Genomic DNA, 22,251 nt, shown 5'->3' with positions numbered 1-22,251 from the left:
AGAAGAACGGCCAACAGCATGACGGCAGATATCGCAGCGATCCTCGCGATCGATGGCATAGCGACCGGGGCGGTCTACGCCCTGGTGGCGATCGGGACCGTGCTGATCTTCACCGTCACGCGAGTGATCTTCATTCCATTCGGCGACATCGCAGCCTTCACCGCGCTGACGCTGGCGGCGCTCGATGCCCACCAGCTTCCCGGGACGGTCGGGCTGGTCGTCGTGCTGGCATGCATGGCCTGCGTCATGGAAGTGGCGTCCCTTGCGCGCGCCGGCGAGTTCCGCTCGGTGCCGAAAGCCGTCCTTGGCTATCTCGTGCTTCCCCTGATCGTGGTCGGGATCGTCTGGTTGACGATGCGGTTCAATCCGCCGGCGCCGGTCAGGATCGTGCTGGCGCTGCTCCTGATCATGCCGGTCGCGCCGCTGCTCGACCGGATCGTGTTCCGCCCGATCGCGGACGCTTCGGTGCTGCTGCTGCTCACGGTCTCGGTCGCGCTCCACTTCGCGCTGGTTGGCCTCGGCTTGTTGTTCTTCGGCCCCGAAGGCGTCAGGACCGAGCCGCTGACCTCGCTCGGGATGGAGATCGCCGGCGTCCAGGTGTCCGGACAGACGGTGCTGATCCTGGTGGCGGCGCTGCTGTTCAGCGGCCTTCTGCTGCTGTTCTTCGATTTCACCCTGCTCGGCAAGGCGTTGCGCGCGACGGCCTTCAACCGGACCGGGGCACGGCTGATGGGGATCAGACCGGCACGCGCCGGGACCATCGCCTATCTCTTGGGATCGCTGATGGCGGGGGTATCCGGCATCCTGATCGCGCCGGTCAACACGATCTTCTACGATTCCGGCTTCCTGCTCGGCCTCAAGGCCTTCGTCGGCGCCATCATCGGCGGCATGACCAGTTACCCGGGCGCCGCGCTCGGCGCCTTCGGCGTCGGAATTCTCGAGAGCTTCGCCTCGTTCCAGAGCAGCACCCTGAAGGACGTCATCGTGTTCTCGCTGCTGATCCCCGTCCTGCTCTGGCGTTCGCTCGCCTCGCAGCATTCCGAAGAGGAAGTCGAGGAATGACCGCGACGCAGATCCGCCTGATCGTTGCCGCGGTGATTGCCTGCCTCGTCGCGGCGCCGTTCGTGCTCAATCCGTTCAGCATCACATTGCTGAATTATATCGGCGTCTACGCGCTTGCGGCGATCGGGCTTGCGTTGCTGACCGGGGTCGGCGGCATCGTGTCGTTCGGCCAGGCCGCCTTCGTCGGCATCGCGGCCTATTCGACCGCGTGGGTCACCGCGGTGAACGGCTACTCGCCCTGGCTCGGGCTGGTGCTGGCCGTGGTCCTGACCTGCAGCATCGCGGCGATTCTCGGTCTCGTGACGCTGCGCCTGCAAGGACATTTCCTGTCGCTGAGCACGGTCGCCTGGGGACTGGCGATCGCGTTCCTGTTCGGCAACATCGAAGGGCTCGGCGAGCATAACGGCATTTCGGGCCTTCCGCCGATCTCGATCGGCCCGTTCGCTCTGGTCGAGAGCCTGCAGATCTATTTCCTGATCTGGGCCATCGTCGGGGCGGTGCTGCTCGTCTGCTACAACCTGCTGGACTCGCGTATCGGCCGCGCGATGCGGGCGTTGCGCGGCGGCAATACGCTGGTCGAAAGCCTCGGCATCAGCGCATTTCAGATCAAGCTTGTGACGTTCGTCATCGCCGCGTTGTTCGGCGCACTGTCAGGATGGCTCTACGCCCATCTTGGCCGTTTCGTCAGCCCCGGGCCGTTCGATGCCAGCATGGGCATCGAATATCTGATGATGGCCATGGTCGGCGGCGCCGGCAGCGTGCTGGGCGGCGTGGTCGGTGCTGCGATCGTGACGCTGCTGAAGAATTCCGTGCAGGACTACCTTCCGCTGATCGCCAAGGGCGCCTCGGGCCAGCTCGAGATCGTCGCGTTCTCGGCGCTGTTCATCGTGTTTCTGCAGCGGGCGCGACAAGGCATCGTGCCGCTCCTCGCCGGCTTTCTGCCGGATCTGAAATTGTCCCGTCCACAGCCGGCCGCGCCGCTGCCGCGTCGCGAGCAGCCGGCGCCGGGCACGCTCCTGCTCAAGGTCAGCGGCGCGCAACGGCGCTTTGGCGGCCTGGTCGCCGTCAACAACGTCAGCTTCGAGGTGCGGTCCGGCGAGATCCTCGGCCTGATCGGGCCGAACGGCGCCGGCAAGACCACGATGTTCAACCTGCTCACCGGCGCGCTTCGCACCAACAGCGGCGAGATAAAATTCGCCGGCCGGTCGATCACCCATGACCAGCAATTCCGGATCGCCCGTTCCGGAATCTCCCGCACCTTCCAGCACGTCAAATTGCGTCCGCGCATGACGCTGCTCGATAACGTGCTGCTCGGCACCTATGCGCGCACCACGACCGGTCTCTTGGCCGGCGCCCTGCGCTTGAACCGGGCGGAGGAAGCGAGCGCGCGCTACGAGGCCTTGCGGCAGCTCGAGCGGGTTGGGCTCGGCGACAAGCCGTTCGAGCTCGCCGGCAACCTGCCGCTCGGCAATCAGCGCGTGCTCGAAATCGCCCGCGCGCTCGCCGCCGATCCGACGCTGCTCGTGCTCGACGAGCCCGCGGCAGGCCTGCGCCGCCAGGAGAAGCTGAAACTCGCCGAGCTGTTGCGGTCACTGCGCGCGGACCGTTTGACGATCCTGCTGGTCGAGCACGACATGGAGTTCGTGATGTCGCTGGTCGACCGTATCGTCGTGCTCGATTTCGGCTCGAAGCTCTGCGAGGGCGGCCCGGCGGCGATCCGCAGCGACGCCCGGGTCCAGGAGGCTTATCTCGGAGGCGTCGCGTGACACAGCTGCTCTCGATCGAGGATGTGTCGGTCGCCTACGGCAAGGTCGAGGCGGTGCGGAACGTCTCGCTGTCCGTCGAACAGGGACAGATCGTGACCGTGATCGGTCCGAACGGCGCCGGCAAGACGACCCTGCTGATGGCCGCGATCGGCCTGTTGCGATGCACCGGCCGGATGATCTTCCAGGGGACCGATCTCGCAAAAATCGACGTCGAGGGCCGGGTCGAACGCGGCCTTTGCCTCGTGCCCGAGAAGCGCGAGCTGTTCGCCGACATGTCGGTCGCCGACAATCTGTTGCTCGGCACCTACAGCCTGCGCGATCGCTCGGCGACACGGACGTGCCTCGACGACGTGTTCGACCGCTTTCCACGGTTGAAGGAGCGACGCAAGCAGGCCGCCGGTACCTTATCCGGCGGCGAGCGGCAGATGCTGGCGCTGGGCCGCGCGCTGATGGCGAAGCCGAAGCTGCTCGTGCTCGATGAACCGAGCCTTGGGCTCGCGCCGCTCATCGTCCGCGAAATCTTCCGCACCATCGCCTCGCTGCGGAGCCTCGGCGTCTCGGTGCTGCTGGTCGAGCAGAACGCACGGGCCGCGCTCGAGACCGCGGACTACGGCTATGTGCTGGAAACCGGCGAGATCATCCAGTCGGGGCCGGCGGATACCCTGATCCACGACCCGAAGCTGATCGCGGCCTATCTCGGCGGGCATTAGAGACCAGGAGCGGGACTAAAAACGCGAAAACAACCCCATGCAAAGTAGAAGTGGGGCCTCGCATCATCCGAACACACTAGGGCGCGGCATGATGCGTACCCTTGTTATCGAGGAGCACCGCCTGCTCCTTCACCGTCGGTTGTGCGAAAATTTGTTTCAACGAAAAGCGGACGCCGAAGCGTTGATCAATCCTGGCCACAGCCAGCTCGGCTCGGAGCGGATCTGCGCCGAACTCGAAAACGTTGTCTGTGATGCCGATGTCATCGCGTTGGATGATCTCCAGCCAAACCGCCAGTAGTATCTGCTCGGTGGGTTGGGTCGCCGCTATCCGAGCGGGCGCCAGCTGTTTCGCCAATAGGGACGGCACATCGCGCCGCATCACCTTCCCGATGGCATTGCGGGGTATTGCTTCAACTACGAGAATTCGCGTCGGAACTTTATAGCCGCTCAAGACCTCGGCAGCACTTTCACGGATGCTTGACGGAAGTACAACGGAGCCTGCCTTCGGCACTATGGCGGCGAGAACGTCCTCGCCGAGGGTCGGGTGAGGGATCGAAAACGTCACCGCCTCGGCGACAGCCGGATGATCCAGCAATGCGTTGTCTATCTCCAGCGGAAAGACTGAGTGCCCGCCTCTCTTGATGACCTCTTTCAATCGACCAACGATGTACAAATAGCCGTCTCCGTCGACGCGTCCGATGTCGCCGGTGCGCAAGTAGCCGTCGATAAACGCGTCCGCTGGCTGAGTTCCGACGTACTCGCTGATCACACCGGGACCTTTCAAGATCACCTCGCCGTCCTGGCCTGCCGGTAACTCACGCCCCTCCGGATCGACGATTTTCAAGTCCGCGCTAATTGCTTGTCCAACCGAGCCGGGCTTGCGCTTCCCTGGAGGCAGTCGATTCGAACACAAGGTTGAGGCGGTCTCGGTGAGCCCATACGTTTCCAGCAGCGGCGCGGCGTACAGCTCTTCCAAACGCGCTATCGATGCAGGCGGAAGCGGCGCGGACGATGAGCGAAAGCATCGCAGCGTGTGAATACTCGGCGTAAAATTCTGTCCCGCATAGTAGTCGCTCATAGCGATGTGCAGCGCGGGCGCTGCCGTAAGCCAGGTCGGCGCGTAGTCCCGTAATGCCTGATCGAACGATCGAGGCGAGAACGTTTCGCAGCAATGAATCGATGAGCCGGCAGAGAGCGCTGAAAGGGCTGCCGCTATCAACCCATGCACGTGATGCAATGGCATCGGCGTAATGCAAACATCGCTTTCGGTGAGTTCGAACGCCACCCGCATCGTGTCTGTCGCAGCCAGAACATTGGCATGCGTAAGCCCGACGAGCTTGGGCTGCGCTGTCGTCCCGGACGTGCGCATCAGAACGGCCGGCGCTTCTCCCGACGTCAAGGTCATGAGACGATCAGCACGCCGCACGTTTTTGGCGGGCTTCACGTCGATGATGCGGCAGTTCCCGTGATCCGGGGAAACCTCGTAGATGACGATGGCTATGCCTGCGGCAGCGGCCACTTTCACGCCTATCGATTGAGGTTCGCTGCTCAGCACGACATCCGGCAACAGGACCGAGTAAGCCTCGTCAAACTCGTTTTGCCTGAGCTTTCCGTCCAGTGGACAGCAGGTACCGCACTCGATTGCGCCCAGAAACCCATAGAGCGCAGACGAGCCGCGAGGCATTGGAAAGCACACCCGAGGACTTGATGCGCCTGACGCAGATTTCAACGCTTCGGAAATGACAGTAGCGTTCTCGTTCATCTGGCTATAGCTGCAGAATTGATCGGGGGCGAACCAGACTGCGGGAGTACCGCCACGACGCTCGACATGGCGCCGTATTCGCTGCTGGATCGTCTCGTTATCCGATCGATCGAGGTTGGCAGCGCCACCCCAAAGTGATTTGAACCGATTCATCTCGATACGCCCACCTCGAACTTGCGTGAACGCGATTGGAGCAACTCATCGTCCCCGAAAAGGCCGCGGCTTACGTTTCTCGAGGTGCGCTGCGAGCGCTTCGCGAAAGTCTTCTGTCAGATAGAGCTTCATCGGATCGGTAATCGCCATCGCCGCTCGCTCGGCTTGATCCATGAACCAGCGGCGTGCTCGTACGGTTGCTTGAACGCTTAGAGGCGGATTGGCTGCGATCTGGCGGGCGAGAGCGGTAGCTGTCTCGACGACCGAACCGGGCGGAGCAATAGAACCGACGATCCCCGCCGCGGCCGCTTCCGCAGCCGAAAAAAACCGCCCGGTGAGCGCCACTTCCGTCGCGAAGCTACCTCCGCCGCAGAAATGGAGCAAAGCCCAGAAGCGAGCACCGCCGAGCCCGCGCGGTGTTTCGGTGATTTGAAAACGTGTCTGGCTATCAGCAACGACCAAGTCGCACTCGAAAGCGACACCCATGCCCAGCCCCATCACGACCCCGTGCACGGCTGCAACGATCGGCTTCGACTTCGGCAGTCGCGCGAGAAGATCGGCGGTGTGAGCATCCGGCTCTTGTGGACCGCCAAGTCGATCGAACTCCGCAACGGATCGGATCTGTCGTTCGCCGACGTCGGCCCCGCTCGAAAAACAGGGCCCTGAGCCGGTCAGAACGGCGACGAATGCATCATCATCGGCCTCAAACCGAAGCAGTGCAGCCCTTAGTTCTTTGACAAGCTCCGCGTTGAATGCGTTGCGCTTCTCGGGCCGATTGAGCGTGATCGTGACTACGTGCTCGTCCCGGCTGTAGAGCACCAGTTCGTGCTGCGCGGCGGGCATAGGGACACGTCCTCTACAGCCAATAGCTCTTATGAACGATGATCCAACGCCTACCTTGATGTCAATCGGCGACATTTGCTGCAGTTGCACAAAGGCAGTCGGTATCGGAGCGAAGCGGACATCGCCGACGATTATGAGTACGCGATGAAATCCAGCATCGAGGACGGAAGACGCGCCCCGGCATGCCGGCCGGCCTCCTCAACGTCAACGACCAGATCGTCAATAACCGCGCCAAGACGCGCTGCAGCCTCGACCGTGCTGCGGTAAGTCACGAGACGCACGTTCGCTCTCCTAGGAAACGAGGGGCTGGTGACCGCCATTGTCGCCGAAGGCTTCCTCGCGATAGAGCCCGAGCGCGTTCATGACCGGCAGGTCGTTGAAGGTGACAGGCAGGCATCCTCGCCGGCGGACGCGTTGACGTGCTCATGCCAGGCCCAGGACGGCACGCAGAAGATGTCCCGCTCCTTCCAGTCAAAGCGCTTGCCGTCGATGATCGAGTGACCGCTTCCCTTGGCGACCTGATAGATGAAGCTGCCGGTGTGGCGATGCGCGCGCGTGCTCTCGCCGGACCGCAGCATCTGCATCGAGGCGCCGATCGTCTGCATCACCGGACCGCCGGTGACCGGATTCACGTAGTTCATGAGAACGCCGTCATAGGGCGAGCCTCCGGTGGCCCCCGCATAGCGTTGCAGCGCCTCGTAGGTCGCCCCCCACTCATATTTCAGGAGCGGCGAATAACCTTTCGACCATTCGGCGCCCGCCGGACGCAGGCCGGGATTGCCCCAAGTGTGCGTCATGTCGTCGACGGGATAGCCGACGCTCTGCTGCAGGTCGGGGTGAACCACGTAGAAATTCGCCTCGAGTGCGTTGACCAGGGGAATGTCGAGACCGTCCTGCCAGATGCAGGGCGAGCCGTCGCTCGCGACGCCGTGCTCGTGCCAGGTGCCATTCGGTGTCAGCACGAAATCATTGGCGCCGAGCGTCATCTTGTGGCCGTCGACGATGGTGTAGGCGCCCTCGCCCTCCATGATGAAGCGAAGCGCTGACGCCGAATGGGCGTGGGCGGAAGCGACCTCGCCCGGGTGCATGACCTGCAGACCCGAATACAGCCAGCCGACCGCGGCAGCATGCTCGCGGCGGCCGGGATTGTTCAGATAGATGACGCGGCGACCGGCCTTCTCGGGCGACACCAATTCGACCGAGCGCAACACATGGGCACGCAGATCCTCGTAGCGCCACAACACTGGAACCGACGACGATTTGGGCTGCCAGGGCTCGATCTTGTTGGCGACCGTCCACAGCGGGCCGGCTTCCAGCCTTTCCAGCTCGTCGTAATAGGCGAGCAACTCGGGCGTATCCTCGACATTGGCCCGTCCGGCCACGTTTTCCCGATGGTTCTCACGCGCTGTCGTTGCCATCTCGCCCTCCTGCACCGGCGCCTTGTCCGGCGCCGCGTTGTCAATTGCCCGTCGGCACGATCCCGGTCAGCCCCCCTTCAGGACGTCGCGTCCGATGATCAGTTTCTGGACCTCGGTTGCGCCCTCATAGATTCGCAGCGCGCGGATTTCACGATAGAACTGCTCGACGATCTCGCCGGAACGCACGCCGCGGCCGCCGAACATCTGCACGGCCCGGTCGATCACCGTTTGCGCGGTTTCGGTCGCGACCATCTTCGCCATCGCCGCCTCGCGCGTCGTCGACGCCTTCTGCACGTCGCGCCGCCATGCCGCGCGATAGGTTAGGAGCGCGCTGGCATCGACGCCAGCCGCCATGTCGCCAAGCGCGGCCTGGGTCAATTGCTGGTCGCCCAGCACGCCGCCGAACATCCGGCGGCTCCTGGCATGCACCGTCGCTTCGTCGAGCGCGCGGCGGGCAAAGCCCAACGCAGCGGCCGCGACCGACGCACGAAAAATATCCAGCGTGCGCATTGCGATCTTGAAGCCTTCGCCTGGGGAGCCGAGCAGCCGCGCCGCCGGAATCCGGCATCCTTCGAAGCGCAGCGTCGCCAGCGGGTGCGGCGCCATCACATCGATGCGATCGGCGATCGAAAAGCCGGGATCGTCGGGAAGCACCACGAAGGCGGAAATGCCCCGCGCGCCCGGCGCCTCTCCGGTCCGCGCGAACAGGGTATAGACATCAGCGATGCCGCCGTTGGAGATCCAGGTTTTCTCGCCATCCAGGATGTAGTGGTCGCCCTCGCGCCGGGCGCTGCAGGTCATGGCGGCGACATCGGAACCGGCTTCCTTCTCCGACAGGGCGAAGGCGGCGACCCATTCGCCATGCCGCGCCTTCGGCAGCACCAGCGCGCGCAATTCGGGTGCACCCGCGATCGCAACAGCGCCGGTTCCAAGTCCCTGCATCGCAAAGGCAAAATCGGCGAGCCCGCAGTGCCAGGCGAGTGTCTCGCGGGCGATGCAGATCAGCCGGGAATCGATCACCGCGTCGATCCGGTCACCGGCGACCGATGCCTCAAGCAGTCCCGCAGCGCCGAGCCTGCGAACCAGCGAGCGGCAGGTTTCATCGACATTGCCGCCATGGGTATCGCCGAGGTCGGCGGCAAACGCGTCGAGCGCGGCGGCGTATTCGCTGTGGCCAGCATCGAAGAACGGCCACGCGAGATGTTCGCGCGACGGCCCGCGCAAGATCGAACCCGGGGTCATGTGAATCTCCCGCAAAGGCCGCGCGCCGCCAGACCGCAACGCGTCCCAATAATGTTTCACTACTAAAATATCCTGTCAAGCAAGCCGACTGAACTGTGGAGCCGCGGATCCGGGCACTGAGCCGCCGGAACAGGCTTACAAATGCGTATAAACTAGACGCGACGCGAGCTCGCGCAACGAAATCCCCCAGTCCGATTGACATGATTTTTGTTTGATGCCTAAACTATATTCGGTCGTGCGGGATACCGCGGAAGGCCCGAGGAGACGAGCATGGCAGAACGCTCTTTCGCGCGCGAGGTCGAGGACCTCAAGCTCGGTGCCGGCCAGGAGTTCCGCGGCGAAGGCATCCTCGCCATCACCAAGGCCCTGCTCGAATGCGGCGTCAGCTATGTCGCGGGCTACCAGGGTGCGCCGATCTCGCATCTGATGGACGTGCTGTCGGACGCACAGGATATCCTGTCCGACCTCGGCGTGCATTTCGAATCCAGCGCCAGTGAAGCCACTGCAGCAGCGACGCTTGCCGCCTCGGTGGTGTATCCCCTGCGCGGTGCAGTCACCTTCAAGGCGCCGGTCGGGATCAATGTCGCGTCCGACGCTCTCGCCAATCTCTCTTCGGGCGGCGTGACCGGCGGCGCGCTCATCATCATCGGCGAGGATTACGGCGAAGGCTCCTCCATCATGCAGGAGCGTTCACACGCCTTTGCGATGAAATCGCAGCTCTGGCTGGTCGATCCGCGGCCCGACGTGGCTTCGATCGTCAAGGCGGTGCGGGATTCCTTCGATCTGTCCGAGGCGTCGAACACACCCGTGATGCTGGAGGTGCGGATTCGCGCCTGCCACGTCCATGGCCGCTTCGCCACCCGCGACAATGTCCGCCCGACCTTCCCGCTGTCCCGCGCGCTCGAGCAGCCGTCCCGCGATACCAACCGCATCGTGCTGCCGCCGGCCTCCTACCTGCACGAGAAGGAGAAGATCGAGAAGCGCTGGCCCGCGGCGGTCGAATTCATCCAGGCCCGCGGCATGAACGAGACGTTCAATGGCGATATCGATGACATCGGCATCATCATGCAAGGCGGTATGTATAACGGCGTGATCACGGCGCTGCGCGAGGCCGGGCTGGCGGATGTCTGGGGCGAAACGCGGGTGCCGCTCTATGTGATGAACGTGACCTACCCGATCGTCGACCGCGAGGTGATCGACTTCTGTCGCGGCAAGAAGGCCGTGCTGATGGTCGAGGAAGGCCAGCCCGAATTCATCGAGCAGGCGCTGCACAAGATCCTCCGCAATGCGGATATTCCAGCCAAACTGCATGGCAAGGACTTGCTGCCGATGGCTGGCGAATACACCGCGCAGGTGATGGGCCAGGCGATCGGCGCCTTCATCCGCCGCTGGCGCCCGGACGTGCTGCCGGATGCCGCACGCGCACCGAACATCGATCGGGTCGAGGTCGACGACAAGATCCGCGCGCTGGCAGATGTGGTCCCGCCGCGGCCGCCGGGCTTCTGCACCGGCTGCCCGGAGCGGCCGATTTTTTCCGCGATGAAGCTGGTGGAAAAGGAGCTCGGCCCACATCATGTCGCCGCCGATATCGGCTGCCACCTGTTTTCGATTTTGCCGCCGTTCAACATCGGGGCCACCACGATGGGCTACGGGCTCGGACCGGCGTCGGCCTCGGCCTTCAATGTTCCCGCGGGGAAGCGCTCGATCTCGATGATGGGCGACGGCGGCTTCTGGCATAACGGGCTGAGCAGCGGGATCGGCAACGCCGTCTTCAACCAGCATGATGGCGTGATCGTCGTGGTCGACAACTACTACTCCGCCGCAACCGGCGGCCAGGACATCCCGTCCTCGCGCGCCGACAACCGTTCGCGCTCGACCAAGCATCCGATCGTCGAGGCGGTGAAGGGTGTCGGCGCCAAATGGGTACGCCAGATCGACCGCACCTACGACGTGACGCGGATGCGCGATACGCTGCGCGAGGCCCTGACCACGGAGGAGAAAGGGCCGAAGATCATCGTCGCCTCGTCCGAATGCATGCTGAACAAGCAGCGGCGCGTAAGGCCGCTGGCGGCCGCAGCCGCCAAACGCGGCGAGCGCATCGTGCGCGAGCGCTTCGGCGTCGATGAGGACGTTTGTTCCGGTGACCACGCCTGTATCCGTCTGTCCGGCTGTCCGTCGCTGTCGGTGAAGCCGACCGACGACCCGCTGAAGGATAATCCGGTCGCCGCCGTCGACAACTCCTGCATCGGCTGCGGCCATTGCGGCGAAGTCGCGGACGCTGCCGTGTTGTGTCCCTCGTTCTATCGCGCCGACATCGTCTCCAATCCGACCGCGTCCGAAGTGCGGTTCGATCGGCTCTGGCGGCGGCTGATCGGCACCTTACAGCGCTGGCGGGCGGGACGGCGGGTGATGTTCGAGCAGGAGGCGGTATGAACGTCTCGGTCGCCCCCCTCGCAGTCGGCCTCAGCCAGGCACGCCCGATCAGCGTCGCGGTGCTCGCGATGGGCGGCCAGGGCGGCGGTGTCCTGGTCGACTGGATCGTTGCGCTCGCCGAGCGGCGCGGCTGGTATGCGCAATCGACCTCGGTACCCGGCGTCGCCCAGCGCACCGGTGCCACGATCTATTATATCGAGATGATCGCGCCCGACGCGAGCAGGCCAGACCGCCATCCCGTGCTGTCGCTGATGCCGGCGCCCGGCAAAGTCGACATCGTGATCGGCGCCGAATTGATGGAAGCCGGCCGCGCGATCCTGCGCGGACTGGTCTCGCCCGACCGCACGCTTCTGATCGGCTCCTCGCACCGCTCGCTCGCGGTGATCGAGAAGACCGCGCCCGGCGACGGCACCGCCGACGCCTCGCAGGTCTACGACGCCGCCAATGTCGCCGCCAACCGCTTCATCGCATTCGACATGGCCGAGATTGCAGATGCCACCGCCAGCGCGGTCTCCGCGGTGCTGTTCGGCGCACTGGCGGGCTCCGCCGCCCTGCCCTTCACGACCGAGGATTTTGAAGAAACGATCCGGGCCGCGGGTGTCGGCGTCGATGCCAGCCTGCGCGCGTTTGCCGCCGGCCAGGAGCGCGCAGCCGCCGAGCTCAAACAGGATCCAAAGACCAAGCCAGCGGCAAAGCCGCCGCTCGCCAAACGATTTCCGAAGCTCGAGCCGATCGGCCACGCCGGCTACGACGCGCTGGTCGCACGTGCCCAGCTATTGCCCGCCGAAGTGCACGGCATTGTCGCCGCCGGCCTGCAACGCGTGGTCGACTATCAGGATGTGGCTTATGGCGGCGAGTATCTCGATCTGCTGGAAGCCATGCCGCGCGGTGCCACCGGCCTGCTGCAGGCTTTCGCAAAGTATCTCGCGGTTGCGATGGCCTATGACGACGTCATCCGCGTGGCCGATCTCAAGACCCGCGCAGGACGATTCAAGCGGTTGCGCCGCGAGGTGCGCGCCGCTGACGACCAGGTTCTCACCATCACCGAGTTCTTCCATCCGCGGATCGAGGAGATGGCAGGGCTGTTGCCGCCGCGGCTCGGCGCGAAGGTTGAGCGGAGCGAACGACTTGCTGGATTGATCGACCGTGGACGCAAGCTGCGCACAACCGCGCCGGCGTCCTTTCTACTGCTGTACTGCCTTGCCGGCCTGCGTCGCTTCCGCCGCGGCAATCTGCGGCATTCCCGCGAGACGCGCCATCTCGACGGCTGGGCGCAGCGCGTCCAGAAATTCGCAGCACACGATGTCGGGCTCGCGACCGCCGTGTGCGAAGCGCGCCGTCTCGTCGGCGGCTATTCGGACACCCATACCCGCGGTGAATCGAAATTCGACAAGGTCATGCGTGCCGCCGATCGCCTAGCTGGCCGGCCCGACGCTGCCGAATGGGTGCAGCGGCTGACCAAGGTCGCGCTCAGGGATGCCGAAGGCGCCGAACTCGACGGCGCGTTGCGCACCGTCGAGACGCTGTTCGAGGACGCCTGAGGATGGACCAATTCGAAGTGGTGGTGTCGAAGACCGAAGCGCTCACGCCGCGCATCCGCGAGTTCGTGCTTGCGCGCGCCAATGGCGCGCCGATGCCGGGCTGGGCCGCCGGCGCCCATATCGACGTCCATCTGCCCGATGTCGGCCGGCGCTCCTATTCACTGATCGAGACCAATTCGCCGCGCGCGGCCGAGCATCCGACCAGCTACCGCATTGCCGTCCTGCAGGAAAGCAAGAGCCACGGCGGCTCGCTGCAGATGCATGGTCTCAAGGCCGGTGATCGGCTGACGATCTCGCCTCCGGCAAACAATTTTGCTCTCGCCTCCGGCGCCGGCGAAGTGGTCCTTGTCGCAGGCGGCATCGGCGTCACGCCACTGCTCACCATGGCCTGCGAGCTGAGCGCGACGCAACGGCCATTCTCGTTCTATTACGCCGGCCGCAGCCGCAGCGAGCTTGCGTTCTCCGACGAAATTCAGCGCCTCGCCTCCGCCAACGCAATCATCCACGCCGACGACGAAGCCGGCCGGTTCTTCGATCTCGAAGGCCTGATGACCCGGCTCGCACCCGATGTACCGCTCTACCTCTGCGGCCCTCTGCCGATGATCGAAGCAGCGATCGCGCTGGCGAAACAGCTGGATTGGCCGCCGGGCCGGCTGCATTTCGAAATATTTGCCGCGCCCGAGGAAAAGTCCGGCGACAGCAGTTTTGAGGTCGAGCTGAAAAGCAGCGGTCGCGTCTACGAGATTCCCGCAGGCAAGACCATCCTGGATGTGCTGCTCGAGGCCGGTGAAGACCCATTGCATGACTGCAAGCGCGGCGATTGCGGAATCTGCCAGACCGCGGTGGTCGAGGGCGTCCCCGACCATCGCGATTACATCCTGAGCGACGCCGAGAAGGCGTCGAACAAGGTGATGCAGATCTGTATTTCGCGCGCCAAGACCAAGCGACTCGTGCTCGATCTGTGATGGAGGAACGCATGCCCCGATACGCCGGCAACTCCGCGGCGATCCGTGCCCTGGTCCGTGACCAGGAGGTTCACCGCGATGTCTATGTCAGCGAGGAGGTGTTCCAGCTCGAGATGGAGCACATGTTCCCGAACAGCTGGGTCTATGTCGGCCACGACAGCCAGGTGCCCAATCCGGGCGACTATTACGGAACCACGATCGGCACCCAGCCGGTCCTGCTGGTCCGTCACACCGACGGCACGGTCCGGGTGCTGCACAATCGTTGTCCCCACAAGGGCACGCGCATCACGTCCGAGACCTGCGGCAATACCGGAAAGTTCTTCCGCTGCCCCTACCATGCCTGGAGCTTCAAGACCGACGGCTCGCTGCTCGCGATCCCCCTGAAGAAGGGTTACGAGGACACCGGCTTCGAACAGAGCGAGGCCGCGCGCGGCATGACGCCGGTGCGCCACGTCCGCAACTACCGTGGCTTCGTGTTTGCCAAGATCAATGACGGCGGGCTCGACTTCGAGGCGTTCTTCGGCGACAGCCTGTCGAGCTTCGACAACATGATCGACCGCTCGCCGGCCGGTCAGCTCAAGGTCGCCGGCGGTGTGCTGCGCTACATGCACAATTGCAATTGGAAGATGCTGGTCGAGAACCAGACCGACACCTGCCATCCCATGGTGGCGCACGAGTCCTCCGCCGGAACCGTGGTCGAAGTCTGGAAAAAAGCCCCTCCCGGCACGAAAAAGCCGATGGCGGTCGAGATCATCGCCCCGTTCATGAGCCCATATGAGTTCTTCGAGAACATGGGCATCCGAATCTGGGACAATGGCCACGGTCACACCGGCGTGCACCATTCGATCCATTCGGACTATTCGGCAGTACCTGGGTATTTCGAGAAGATGACGGCGACCTATGGCGAGGACCGCGCCAAGGCGATCCTGGGCGAGAACCGGCACAACACGGTTTATTTCCCCAACATCATGATCAAGGGGCCGATCCAGCTGTTACGGCAATTCAAGCCGATCGCGGCCAACAAGACGCTGGTCGAGTCCTGGACGTTCCAGCTGGTCGACGCGCCCGACATGCTGCTCGAGCGCACGCTGATGTACAACCGTCTCATCAATGCACCGACCTCCATCGTCGGCCACGACGACCTCGAAATGTATGAACGCGCGCAGGAAGGCCTGCATTCGAACGGCAATGAGTGGGTCAATCTGCAGCGTCTCTACAGCCCCGACGAAGCCGGACAGACCAATGTGGCGATCAACGGGACCAGCGAATGGCCGATGCGCCACCAGTTCCGGGCCTGGACCAAGTTCATGACGATGGGGATGTGACATGAGCATGGTAGCCGAGGTCCCTCTCATGAGTGCCGCTCCCACCGATCAGGAGTTGATCGACTTCGTGGTCCGCGAGGCCCGGTTGATCGATCAGCAGCGCTTTGACGAGTGGCTCGATCTGTACGCCGATGACGCCTTCTACTGGATGCCGCTGGAATGGAATCAGACCGATCCGCGGCTGACCTGCTCGCTGATGTACGAGGACAAGCTGCTGCTGTCGATCCGGGTCGAGCGGCTCAAGGGCGCGCGGACCTTCAGCCAGAAGCCCAAGAGCCGCTGCCATCACGTGCTGCAGACCCCGCAGGTCGATTCACGTGATGTCGCTGCCAACAGCTACGTCACCTGGACCCCGATGCACTATGTCGAGACCCGCCATGACGAGCAGACGCTCTATGCGGCCTGGGCCACGCATCGTCTGAGCGTCGAGAACGGCCGGCTGAAGATCAAGCTCAAGCGGGTCGACCTGATCAATTGCGATGCTGCCTTCGGCAACATCCAGCTCTTCATGTAGGGAACGATGAGCGTGGCCAACTACACGGCAATCGTAAGCGGTGGCAATACCGGCATCGGCGCCGCGATCGCGCGAGGCCTCCTCGCCGACGGCTACGACGTGATCTCGCTGTCGCGGCGAAAGCCCGACTGGAGCCATCCGAGGCTCGCCTCATACGAGGTCGATCTGCTCGATGGGGTGGCGACACGCCAGGTGGCCGCTGACATCGCCGCGAAGGTTGCGATCACCCATGTCGTTCACAATGCGGGCGCGATCCGCGCCAAGCTGCTGGAAGAGGTCGAGGACGAGGACGTCGGCGCCTTGGCGCAGCTGCATTTCGGCGCCGGAATTGCGCTGGCGCAGGCAGCACTGCCGAGCATGAAGCAGGCGCGCTTCGGCCGCATCGTGCTGCTGTCGTCCCGCGCCGCGCTTGGGGCTGCCACCCGCACGGTCTATTCGGCCACCAAGGCCGGTATCATCGGCATGGCGCGGACATGGGCGCTGGAGCTCGCGCCGTTCGGGATTACGGTCAATGTCGTGGCACCGGGCCCAATCGCGGACACTGAAATGTTCGAGAGCGTGATGTCGCCGGAATCCGAACGCGCGAAAGCGCTGGCGCGGTCGATTCCTCTCGGCCGCCTCGGCAAGTCCACCGATGTTGCGCGCGCGGTCAGTTTCTTTAGTTCGCCGGATGCAGACTTCATCACCGGGCAGACGCTTTACGTCTGTGGCGGAGCCAGCATCGGGTCCCTTTCCATCTAGGTTCGGTGAGACGCAGCAATGGATGCCACGACCAAACGGAAGGTCAGATCCCCGAAGAGTGCGCGCCCGCCACCGCTGCAGCCGGTCGGGCCGGCACACGAGTCCGACGGCGCGCATCTCGAGCTGCGCATCTGGCTACGGCTGCTCTCCTGCGCGACCCGGATCGAAAAAACCCTGAATGCCCGGCTGCGCAAGGAGTTCAACACCACGCTGGCCCGCTTCGACCTTTTGGCGCAGCTCGAGCGCAAACCTGGAGGTGCGACCATGTCTGAGGTTTCGCAGCTCTTGATGGTTTCGAACGGCGCCATCACCGCGCTGGTGCAGAAGCTGGAAGCCGACGGCTTGATCCATCGCGAGGTCGATTCCGAAGATCGCCGTACCTTCCGCTTGCGTCTGTCGCAGGAGGGCGCAAGGGAATTCGGCCGGATGGCGCGGCGGCATGAGGAATGGGTGATCGCCTTGATCGGGGAGCTCTCGCCCGTCGCGCAATCGGACCTGCTGCAACACCTGACCCTGCTCAAGCGCCGCCTGGACAAGCACACCTGACGCGGACGCCACAAGCGATCGCCAATCTAACCGGGCCTGACGGCAACTTCCGTCACACGGTTGTCGGTTACACGCTGACGTGCCGACTGTCCGTTTCCACGGGACTTGCTGCGAGAGCCTGGCGGTCAAGGATGAAGTCAGCCCCCTTCTCCGCAATCATGATCGTTGGCGCGTTGGTGTTTCCCGAGACCAATCGCGGCATGACGGACGCATCGATGACCCGCAGTCCTTCAACGCCGCGAACACGAAGACGATCGTCGACAACGGCCAGCGGATCCGACCCCATTTTGCATGTGCCGACCGGGTGATAGATGGTTTCGGAGGTTTGCCGGACGTAGCGGTCGATGTCCGCGTCCGACGCCGCGCCAGAACCCGGCGCATATTCTTGTCCGCGATAGGGATCGAACGCCTTCTGGGCGATGATCTCCCGGCCGATCCGGATGCCGTCGCGCATGTTGCGTACATCCTCCGGCGCTTCCAGATAATTCGGCTGAATCGAGGGATGCTGCAACGGATCGGCCGATTTGATCATGATGCTGCCGCGGCTCTCTGGGCGCGCGATGTTGAAGTAAGCCATGAAGCCGTGCTCATTCGTGATCTTGCGGCCATGATCGCTGTACATCAGCAGAACGAAGAAAAACTGCAGGTCGGGCGCGATGAGATCGGGTTTCGATTTGAGGAACGCCATCGCTTCCAGGCCGTGCGACGTCGCGGGGCCCGTTTTGGTCAGCACGTACTGGATGAAGGCCTTGGTGGCTCCCAATGGCTTGGTGTGCTTGAGAAACGAGATCGGCTGGGTGCACCGCTGCTTCACGCCGCAGGCAATATGATCCTGCAGGTTCTGCCCGACCCCCTTGAGCTCGTGGACGACCTTTATGCCGAGCGACCGCAGATGGTCGCCATCGCCGATTCCCGACAATTGGAGCAGTTGCGGCGAGTTGATCGCGCCCCCCGCCAGGATTACCTCACGTTCGGCCCTTAAGGTGTGTACCTGACCATTCCTGATGTACTCGACGCCAACGGCGCGCCCGCCCTCTACGAGCACGCGTGAGCCGAGCGCTTTTGTGATCACCTTGAGATTGGGGCGGTTGAGAACCGGATGCAGGTAGCAGCGGGCCGCACTGGCGCGTTGATTGTCGGCGATCGTGCTGTCGACCGGGCCGAAGCCCTCGAGTTCGGCGCCGTTGAAATCATCCGTCGCGCGGAAACCCGCTTGCTTGCCCGCTTCAAACCACGCCTTGGTCAGCGGATGGGTTATTTCCGGCAGCCGGCTCGTCCGCAACGGACCGTCGCCGCCGTGATAATCGTCGGCGCCGGCCTGCCGCCCTTCCGACCGAATGAAGTATGGCAGGCAATCGCTGTAGGACCAGCCGCGATTGCCGAGCTGAGCCCACAAGTCGTAGTCGGAGGCATGGCCCCGGATATAGACCATCCCGTTGATGGAGCTCGATCCCCCTAGCACCTTCCCGCGCGGCCAAAACACGCGGTTGTCCAGGTGCGGCTGCGGATCCGTATGGTAATGCCAGTCGACACTCCCGGACTTCATCAGGGCGAGATAGCCCGCCGGCATGTGGATGAAGGGATTGGTGTCCTTGCCGCCGGCCTCGAGCAGCACGACGTCAGTCTTCGGATCTGCCGACAAACGGTTTGCCAACACGCATCCGGCCGATCCCGCGCCGACGATGACGTAGTCCACCATCTTTTCCTCCGTCTTCTTGTCTGGACAGATTGGAGTCCGATCGCCCGATCTAGGCGCGCATCAGCGGGCGCGGCCTGACCTCGGCCGGGCCGTTGATGACCTTGCCCGTCTCGGGTTCGAAAAGGCGAACCCTGTCGAGGGCGGGCACCAAACTGATCTCGTCGCCCGGCGACAATTCAATGCGCTCCTGCGTGATGGAGCAGACTTCCTGCGCGCCGACCTCGGCATAGATGTGAATTTCAGGGCCCGTCGGCTCGACGACGGAGACCTTGGCAGGAAAGCCTGCACTGCCAGCGCCTGGCCGCAGATGCTCGGGCCGGATGCCGTATTTGACGATCTGACCGGCACTGACATTTGCATCCGAGGGCAAGGGTAGCGTCACGCCGTTGGCGCGCAGCACCGGGCGTCCCGCCTCGGCGGCGACCTCGCCGGTCAGGACATTCATCGCCGGCGATCCGATGAACTCGGCGACGAACAGATTTGCGGGATGGTCATAGATCTCCAACGGCTTGCCGATCTGCTCGATATCGCCGTCGCGCAACACCACGATCGTATCGGCCATCGTCATGGCCTCGATCTGGTCATGGGTCACATAGATGGTGGTGGTGGCAAGCTTGTGATGCAGTTCCTTGATCTCGGTTCGCATCTGCACGCGCAGCTTCGCGTCGAGATTCGACAGCGGCTCATCGAACAGGAATACAGCTGGATCGCGCACGATGGCGCGACCCATCGCGACGCGCTGACGTTGGCCGCCGGACAGCTGCTTCGGCTGGCGGTCGAGATAGGGCGTCAAGTTGAGGATCGAAGCGGCCCACTCCACCTTGCGCCTGATTTCGGCCTTCGGAACCTTCTTGAGCTGCATCGAAAACGCCATGTTGTCGAACACGCTCAGATGGGCATAGAGCGCGTAGTTCTGGAACACCATCGCGATGTCGCGATCCTTGGGATGCAGATCGTTGACCAGGACGTTGCCGATGCTGATCTGGCCCGATGTAATCGGCTCGAGCCCGGCGACCATCCGCAGCAATGTCGACTTCCCGCAACCGGAAGGTCCCAGAAGCACGACGAATTCGCCGTTGGCTATCGAGAGATCGATGCCGTGCAGCACCTCGAACTTGCCGTAGGACTTGCGCACATTGCTGATGGTGACCGATGCCATGGCTGGTTCTTCTCCCTACGCGCCCATCCTCGCCGACAAGATCTGTTCCACGATTTCGACAAACCCCTCGCCGCCGCGCTTGCTGGCGATGAAGGCCGGCGTTGCGGGCATCTCTCCTTCGAAATCCCGTACGTTCGCAACGCCGCAGGCGTAGGGGAAGAAGCCGAACATTGGCGCATCGTTCGGACTGTCGCCGCAGAACACGATGCGGTCCCTCGCCGCGTCGAGATCGAGCCCCAGCCTTTCGCGCAGAAAGATCCGGGTCATGGCCAGCTTGTCGTAGCTGCCGAACCATCCGTTGACGTGGATCGAGGAGACCTTGGCGATCCCGCCCGCGCTTTCGAACAGCCCGACGATCCTGTCGACCGCGGCGCGCGGCAGTGGCGGCACGTCCTCGCAGACATCGATCGCAAGGTCCGCCTCACGGTAGAGCTGATCGGCCGAGATCGCAGCGCCGGGCACTTCGGAAAGAATTCGCTCGCCGAGCGCCAGCAACCTGCGCCGATTGGCGGCGCGCTCGGGCTCGCTTGCGATAAATTTGCGAACCATCTTCCGCGCCACCGGATCGTGTCGGAAATAGAACGCGCCGTTTTCGCCGATCACGCCGTCGACCGGCCAGAACCGCGCAATCATGTCGCACCAGCCGGCCGGCCGGCCGGTGACGGGAACGACGGCGAGGCCGGCGCCCTGGAGCTTTTCCAGCGCGGCATAGGAAGCCGCAGGGAGCTGGCCGTCGGTGGTCAGCGTATCGTCAATGTCGGTCAGGATGCAGACGATGCGGCGAGCGGTCTCCGCAGGAAAGCTTGCGATGGGCTTCACGACGGTGTGCCCTCCGCAAACGACGCAAGCCGGGCGTTCCAGTCAAGCAGCCGCGGCCAGAGGTCGGCATGGATGGTGCGCAATTCGGCGTAGCGTGCCACATTCTCCGGTTCAGGCCGGAATGTCCGTGCCGGCGGCCTCGTCATCGCCGCGGCGGCCTCGGCGATGGTGCCGTACCAGCCGGCGCCCTTGGCCGCGGCGATCGCCGAGCCGAGCGATGAGGCTTCGCGCGCGGTCGAGCGCGCAACGGGGCGGCCCGCGGCATCGGCCAAAATCTGCAGCCAGAGATCGCTGTCCGAACCGCCGCCAATCGCCGAGAACTGTCCGATCTCGCCGCCGGTCGCCGACGCGATCTTCTCGGCCTGAGCGGCAACCTCCAGCGCGATGCCTTCGAGCAAGGCACGATAGATCGCACCGCGCCGGGTCGAGCCCGACAATCCGGCGATCACGCCGCGCGCATAGGGATCCCAATAGGGGGTCATGCAACCGAGCCAGTAAGGCAGCACCACGACGCCGCCCGCGCCGATTGGACAGCTCGCTGCTTCGGCTTCGAGCGCCTTGAAGACACTCAGTTGCGCCGTCGCATCGATCCCGAACATCTCGCGCGCCATCCAGTCGACCAGGAACGTGCCGGTGCGGATGCACTGCTCGTAGATGTAGCCGTCGTCGCACACCGCCTTCTCGGTGCGGAAGGCGCGATCATAGGCATAGTTGCGACCGTAGCTTCCCGAGACCACCGCCGTCCCGAGATTGATGTAGGCGCTGCCCGGAGACGTGACGCCGGCGCCGGTGCTGGCGCACTGGCCGTCGCCACCGCCGGCAACGACCGGCGTTCCAGCCGACAGGCCGGTGAATGCCGCGGCCGCATGCGTGACCTCCCCCATCCGCGCGCCCGGCGGCATCAGCGCCGGCAGCTTCTCGATAGCAATGCCGGCGGCATCGAGGATCTCCGCGGACCAGACGTTGCGCGTCATATCGAGCAGCCCGGTCGGATCGGCCGAGGCCGTCGATGTCCGCCATCGACCAGTCAGGCAATGCGTCAGATAGCCGTGGACTTCGGCAAAGCGCGCGGCGCGCGCGAAGATCTCCGGCTCGTGCTCCGCCATCCAGATGATGCGGTAGAGGCAGGGCAGTACATCAAGGGGCTTGCCGGAAATGGCATGAACGCGCTCGGCTCCGAACGATTTGCCGAAGCGCACAACCTGCGGCCGCGCCCGTTCGTCGAGCCAGGTCATGCCGGGCCTGATTGCGGTCCCCTCCTCGGTGAACGCACTGAAGGTTTCGCGTTGATTGGAAATCGCAACTGCAGCAATCCGTTCGGCACCGACCTGGTCGGTGATGCTGCGCAAGGCAGCCGCGGTCGAATCCCACCACTCGTCCGGGTTCTGTTCGAAATATCCCGGCTGCGGATTGGCAAGGCCGATCGCCTTGCGCCCTTCGGCCACGGCACGTCCGCTGCGATCCCAGGCGATTGCCTTTGTCGCCGAGGTCGAACTGTCGATGCCGATCACCAGATCTCTGGACATGCCATCTCAATTCAATTGACGCGGAGG

The 22,251-nt window shown here is 63.9% G+C and carries 18 protein-coding genes and 1 pseudogene; 10 read left to right on the top strand and 9 right to left on the bottom strand.

The annotated features are described in order from the left end of the window. Nucleotides 1–18: 18 nt before the first annotated feature. The 3 genes from WDM24_RS15910 to WDM24_RS15900 are packed head-to-tail and all read left to right on the top strand — an operon-like array spanning nucleotide 19 to nucleotide 3,538. Complete coding sequence (locus WDM24_RS15910) at nucleotides 19–1,062, top strand: branched-chain amino acid ABC transporter permease (protein WP_338699382.1); 1,044 nt, start codon at nucleotides 19–21, stop codon at nucleotides 1,060–1,062. Beyond that, the gene (locus WDM24_RS15905) at nucleotides 1,059–2,828 is read left to right on the top strand and encodes a branched-chain amino acid ABC transporter ATP-binding protein/permease (RefSeq protein WP_338831797.1); all 1,770 of its coding nucleotides are present in this window, start codon (nucleotides 1,059–1,061) and stop codon (nucleotides 2,826–2,828) included. Before WDM24_RS15910 ends, WDM24_RS15905 begins: the two co-directional genes overlap by 4 nt. Further along, entirely contained in the window at nucleotides 2,825–3,538 is a 714-nt protein-coding gene (locus WDM24_RS15900; RefSeq protein WP_338824360.1) for an ABC transporter ATP-binding protein, read from the top strand. The genes WDM24_RS15905 and WDM24_RS15900 overlap by 4 nt, the downstream gene beginning before the upstream one ends. 76 nt (nucleotides 3,539–3,614) lie before the next feature. On the opposite strand, the gene WDM24_RS15895 is transcribed toward WDM24_RS15900, so the two are convergent. From WDM24_RS15895 to WDM24_RS15875, 5 genes and pseudogenes are all read right to left on the bottom strand, one after another. Next, nucleotides 3,615–5,453: a non-ribosomal peptide synthetase gene (locus WDM24_RS15895; RefSeq protein ID WP_338831796.1), complete on the bottom strand. Its 1,839-nt coding sequence runs from the start codon at nucleotides 5,451–5,453 to the stop codon at nucleotides 3,615–3,617. A 45-nt stretch (nucleotides 5,454–5,498) separates the two neighbouring features. Beyond that, complete coding sequence (locus WDM24_RS15890) at nucleotides 5,499–6,296, bottom strand: enoyl-CoA hydratase/isomerase family protein (RefSeq protein WP_338831795.1); 798 nt, start codon at nucleotides 6,294–6,296, stop codon at nucleotides 5,499–5,501. 131 nt (nucleotides 6,297–6,427) lie between these two features. After that, nucleotides 6,428–6,577 (bottom strand): hypothetical protein, encoded by a 150-nt coding sequence (locus WDM24_RS15885; protein ID WP_338831794.1) that lies wholly within the window; start codon nucleotides 6,575–6,577, stop codon nucleotides 6,428–6,430. Nucleotides 6,578–6,587: 10 nt separating this feature from the next. Next, nucleotides 6,588–7,714 (bottom strand): annotated as a pseudogene (locus WDM24_RS15880) (cupin domain-containing protein). A gap of 66 nt (nucleotides 7,715–7,780) precedes the next feature. Beyond that, on the bottom strand, nucleotides 7,781–8,956 hold the full coding sequence (locus WDM24_RS15875) for an acyl-CoA dehydrogenase family protein (protein ID WP_338831793.1): 1,176 nt from the start codon (nucleotides 8,954–8,956) through the stop codon (nucleotides 7,781–7,783). Between the two features lie 270 nt (nucleotides 8,957–9,226). On the opposite strand from WDM24_RS15875, the gene WDM24_RS15870 reads away from it, so the two are divergent. Genes WDM24_RS15870 through WDM24_RS15840 form a run of 7 tightly spaced genes read left to right on the top strand, consistent with a single transcriptional unit; the run spans nucleotide 9,227 to nucleotide 17,021 of the window. Next, the gene (locus WDM24_RS15870) at nucleotides 9,227–11,389 is read left to right on the top strand and encodes an indolepyruvate ferredoxin oxidoreductase subunit alpha (protein WP_338831792.1); all 2,163 of its coding nucleotides are present in this window, start codon (nucleotides 9,227–9,229) and stop codon (nucleotides 11,387–11,389) included. Beyond that, nucleotides 11,386–12,930: an indolepyruvate oxidoreductase subunit beta family protein gene (locus WDM24_RS15865; RefSeq protein ID WP_338831791.1), complete on the top strand. Its 1,545-nt coding sequence runs from the start codon at nucleotides 11,386–11,388 to the stop codon at nucleotides 12,928–12,930. Before WDM24_RS15870 ends, WDM24_RS15865 begins: the two co-directional genes overlap by 4 nt. A gap of 2 nt (nucleotides 12,931–12,932) precedes the next feature. Further along, complete coding sequence (locus WDM24_RS15860; RefSeq protein WP_338831790.1) at nucleotides 12,933–13,895, top strand: PDR/VanB family oxidoreductase; 963 nt, start codon at nucleotides 12,933–12,935, stop codon at nucleotides 13,893–13,895. Between the two features lie 11 nt (nucleotides 13,896–13,906). Next, nucleotides 13,907–15,220 (top strand): aromatic ring-hydroxylating dioxygenase subunit alpha, encoded by a 1,314-nt coding sequence (locus WDM24_RS15855; RefSeq protein WP_338699363.1) that lies wholly within the window; start codon nucleotides 13,907–13,909, stop codon nucleotides 15,218–15,220. Between the two features lie 28 nt (nucleotides 15,221–15,248). Next, complete coding sequence (locus WDM24_RS15850) at nucleotides 15,249–15,734, top strand: aromatic-ring-hydroxylating dioxygenase subunit beta (RefSeq protein WP_338699361.1); 486 nt, start codon at nucleotides 15,249–15,251, stop codon at nucleotides 15,732–15,734. 12 nt (nucleotides 15,735–15,746) lie between these two features. Beyond that, nucleotides 15,747–16,475: an SDR family NAD(P)-dependent oxidoreductase gene (locus tag WDM24_RS15845; RefSeq protein WP_414645726.1), complete on the top strand. Its 729-nt coding sequence runs from the start codon at nucleotides 15,747–15,749 to the stop codon at nucleotides 16,473–16,475. A gap of 18 nt (nucleotides 16,476–16,493) precedes the next feature. Next, on the top strand, nucleotides 16,494–17,021 hold the full coding sequence (locus tag WDM24_RS15840; protein WP_338699357.1) for a MarR family winged helix-turn-helix transcriptional regulator: 528 nt from the start codon (nucleotides 16,494–16,496) through the stop codon (nucleotides 17,019–17,021). Between the two features lie 67 nt (nucleotides 17,022–17,088). Here WDM24_RS15840 and WDM24_RS15835 read toward each other — a convergent pair whose 3' ends face one another. Genes WDM24_RS15835 through WDM24_RS15820 form a run of 4 tightly spaced genes read right to left on the bottom strand, consistent with a single transcriptional unit; the run spans nucleotide 17,089 to nucleotide 22,224 of the window. Beyond that, entirely contained in the window at nucleotides 17,089–18,720 is a 1,632-nt protein-coding gene (locus WDM24_RS15835) for a choline dehydrogenase (RefSeq protein ID WP_338831788.1), read from the bottom strand. 49 nt (nucleotides 18,721–18,769) lie between these two features. Then, entirely contained in the window at nucleotides 18,770–19,879 is a 1,110-nt protein-coding gene (locus tag WDM24_RS15830; RefSeq protein WP_338699353.1) for a sn-glycerol-3-phosphate ABC transporter ATP-binding protein UgpC, read from the bottom strand. Nucleotides 19,880–19,894: 15 nt separating this feature from the next. After that, the gene (locus tag WDM24_RS15825) at nucleotides 19,895–20,698 is read right to left on the bottom strand and encodes an HAD hydrolase family protein (RefSeq protein ID WP_338699351.1); all 804 of its coding nucleotides are present in this window, start codon (nucleotides 20,696–20,698) and stop codon (nucleotides 19,895–19,897) included. Further along, nucleotides 20,695–22,224: an FGGY-family carbohydrate kinase gene (locus WDM24_RS15820; protein ID WP_338699349.1), complete on the bottom strand. Its 1,530-nt coding sequence runs from the start codon at nucleotides 22,222–22,224 to the stop codon at nucleotides 20,695–20,697. The genes WDM24_RS15825 and WDM24_RS15820 overlap by 4 nt, the downstream gene beginning before the upstream one ends. Nucleotides 22,225–22,251 lie beyond the last annotated feature (27 nt).

This window comes from Bradyrhizobium sp. 27S5 (assembly GCF_037217225.1).
Taxonomy (GTDB): domain Bacteria; phylum Pseudomonadota; class Alphaproteobacteria; order Rhizobiales; family Xanthobacteraceae; genus Bradyrhizobium; species Bradyrhizobium septentrionale.
The sequence above is the reverse complement of the archived record's forward strand: the minus strand, read 5'-3'. Positions and strand labels throughout refer to the sequence as shown.

What these genes read in the sequence shown, in the direction of transcription:
- WDM24_RS15910 (WP_338699382.1), top strand. Translation starts at nt 19, where the DNA reads ATGACGGCAGATATCGCAGCGATCCTCGCGATCGATGGCATAGCGACC.
- WDM24_RS15905 (WP_338831797.1), top strand. Translation starts at nt 1,059, where the DNA reads ATGACCGCGACGCAGATCCGCCTGATCGTTGCCGCGGTGATTGCCTGC.
- WDM24_RS15895 (WP_338831796.1), bottom strand. Translation starts at nt 5,453, where the DNA reads ATGAATCGGTTCAAATCACTTTGGGGTGGCGCTGCCAACCTCGATCGA.
- WDM24_RS15890 (WP_338831795.1), bottom strand. Translation starts at nt 6,296, where the DNA reads ATGCCCGCCGCGCAGCACGAACTGGTGCTCTACAGCCGGGACGAGCAC.
- WDM24_RS15875 (WP_338831793.1), bottom strand. Translation starts at nt 8,956, where the DNA reads ATGACCCCGGGTTCGATCTTGCGCGGGCCGTCGCGCGAACATCTCGCG.
- WDM24_RS15870 (WP_338831792.1), top strand. Translation starts at nt 9,227, where the DNA reads ATGGCAGAACGCTCTTTCGCGCGCGAGGTCGAGGACCTCAAGCTCGGT.
- WDM24_RS15865 (WP_338831791.1), top strand. Translation starts at nt 11,386, where the DNA reads ATGAACGTCTCGGTCGCCCCCCTCGCAGTCGGCCTCAGCCAGGCACGC.
- WDM24_RS15860 (WP_338831790.1), top strand. Translation starts at nt 12,933, where the DNA reads ATGGACCAATTCGAAGTGGTGGTGTCGAAGACCGAAGCGCTCACGCCG.
- WDM24_RS15855 (WP_338699363.1), top strand. Translation starts at nt 13,907, where the DNA reads ATGCCCCGATACGCCGGCAACTCCGCGGCGATCCGTGCCCTGGTCCGT.
- WDM24_RS15850 (WP_338699361.1), top strand. Translation starts at nt 15,249, where the DNA reads ATGAGTGCCGCTCCCACCGATCAGGAGTTGATCGACTTCGTGGTCCGC.
- WDM24_RS15840 (WP_338699357.1), top strand. Translation starts at nt 16,494, where the DNA reads ATGGATGCCACGACCAAACGGAAGGTCAGATCCCCGAAGAGTGCGCGC.
- WDM24_RS15835 (WP_338831788.1), bottom strand. Translation starts at nt 18,720, where the DNA reads ATGGTGGACTACGTCATCGTCGGCGCGGGATCGGCCGGATGCGTGTTG.
- WDM24_RS15830 (WP_338699353.1), bottom strand. Translation starts at nt 19,879, where the DNA reads ATGGCATCGGTCACCATCAGCAATGTGCGCAAGTCCTACGGCAAGTTC.
- WDM24_RS15820 (WP_338699349.1), bottom strand. Translation starts at nt 22,224, where the DNA reads ATGTCCAGAGATCTGGTGATCGGCATCGACAGTTCGACCTCGGCGACA.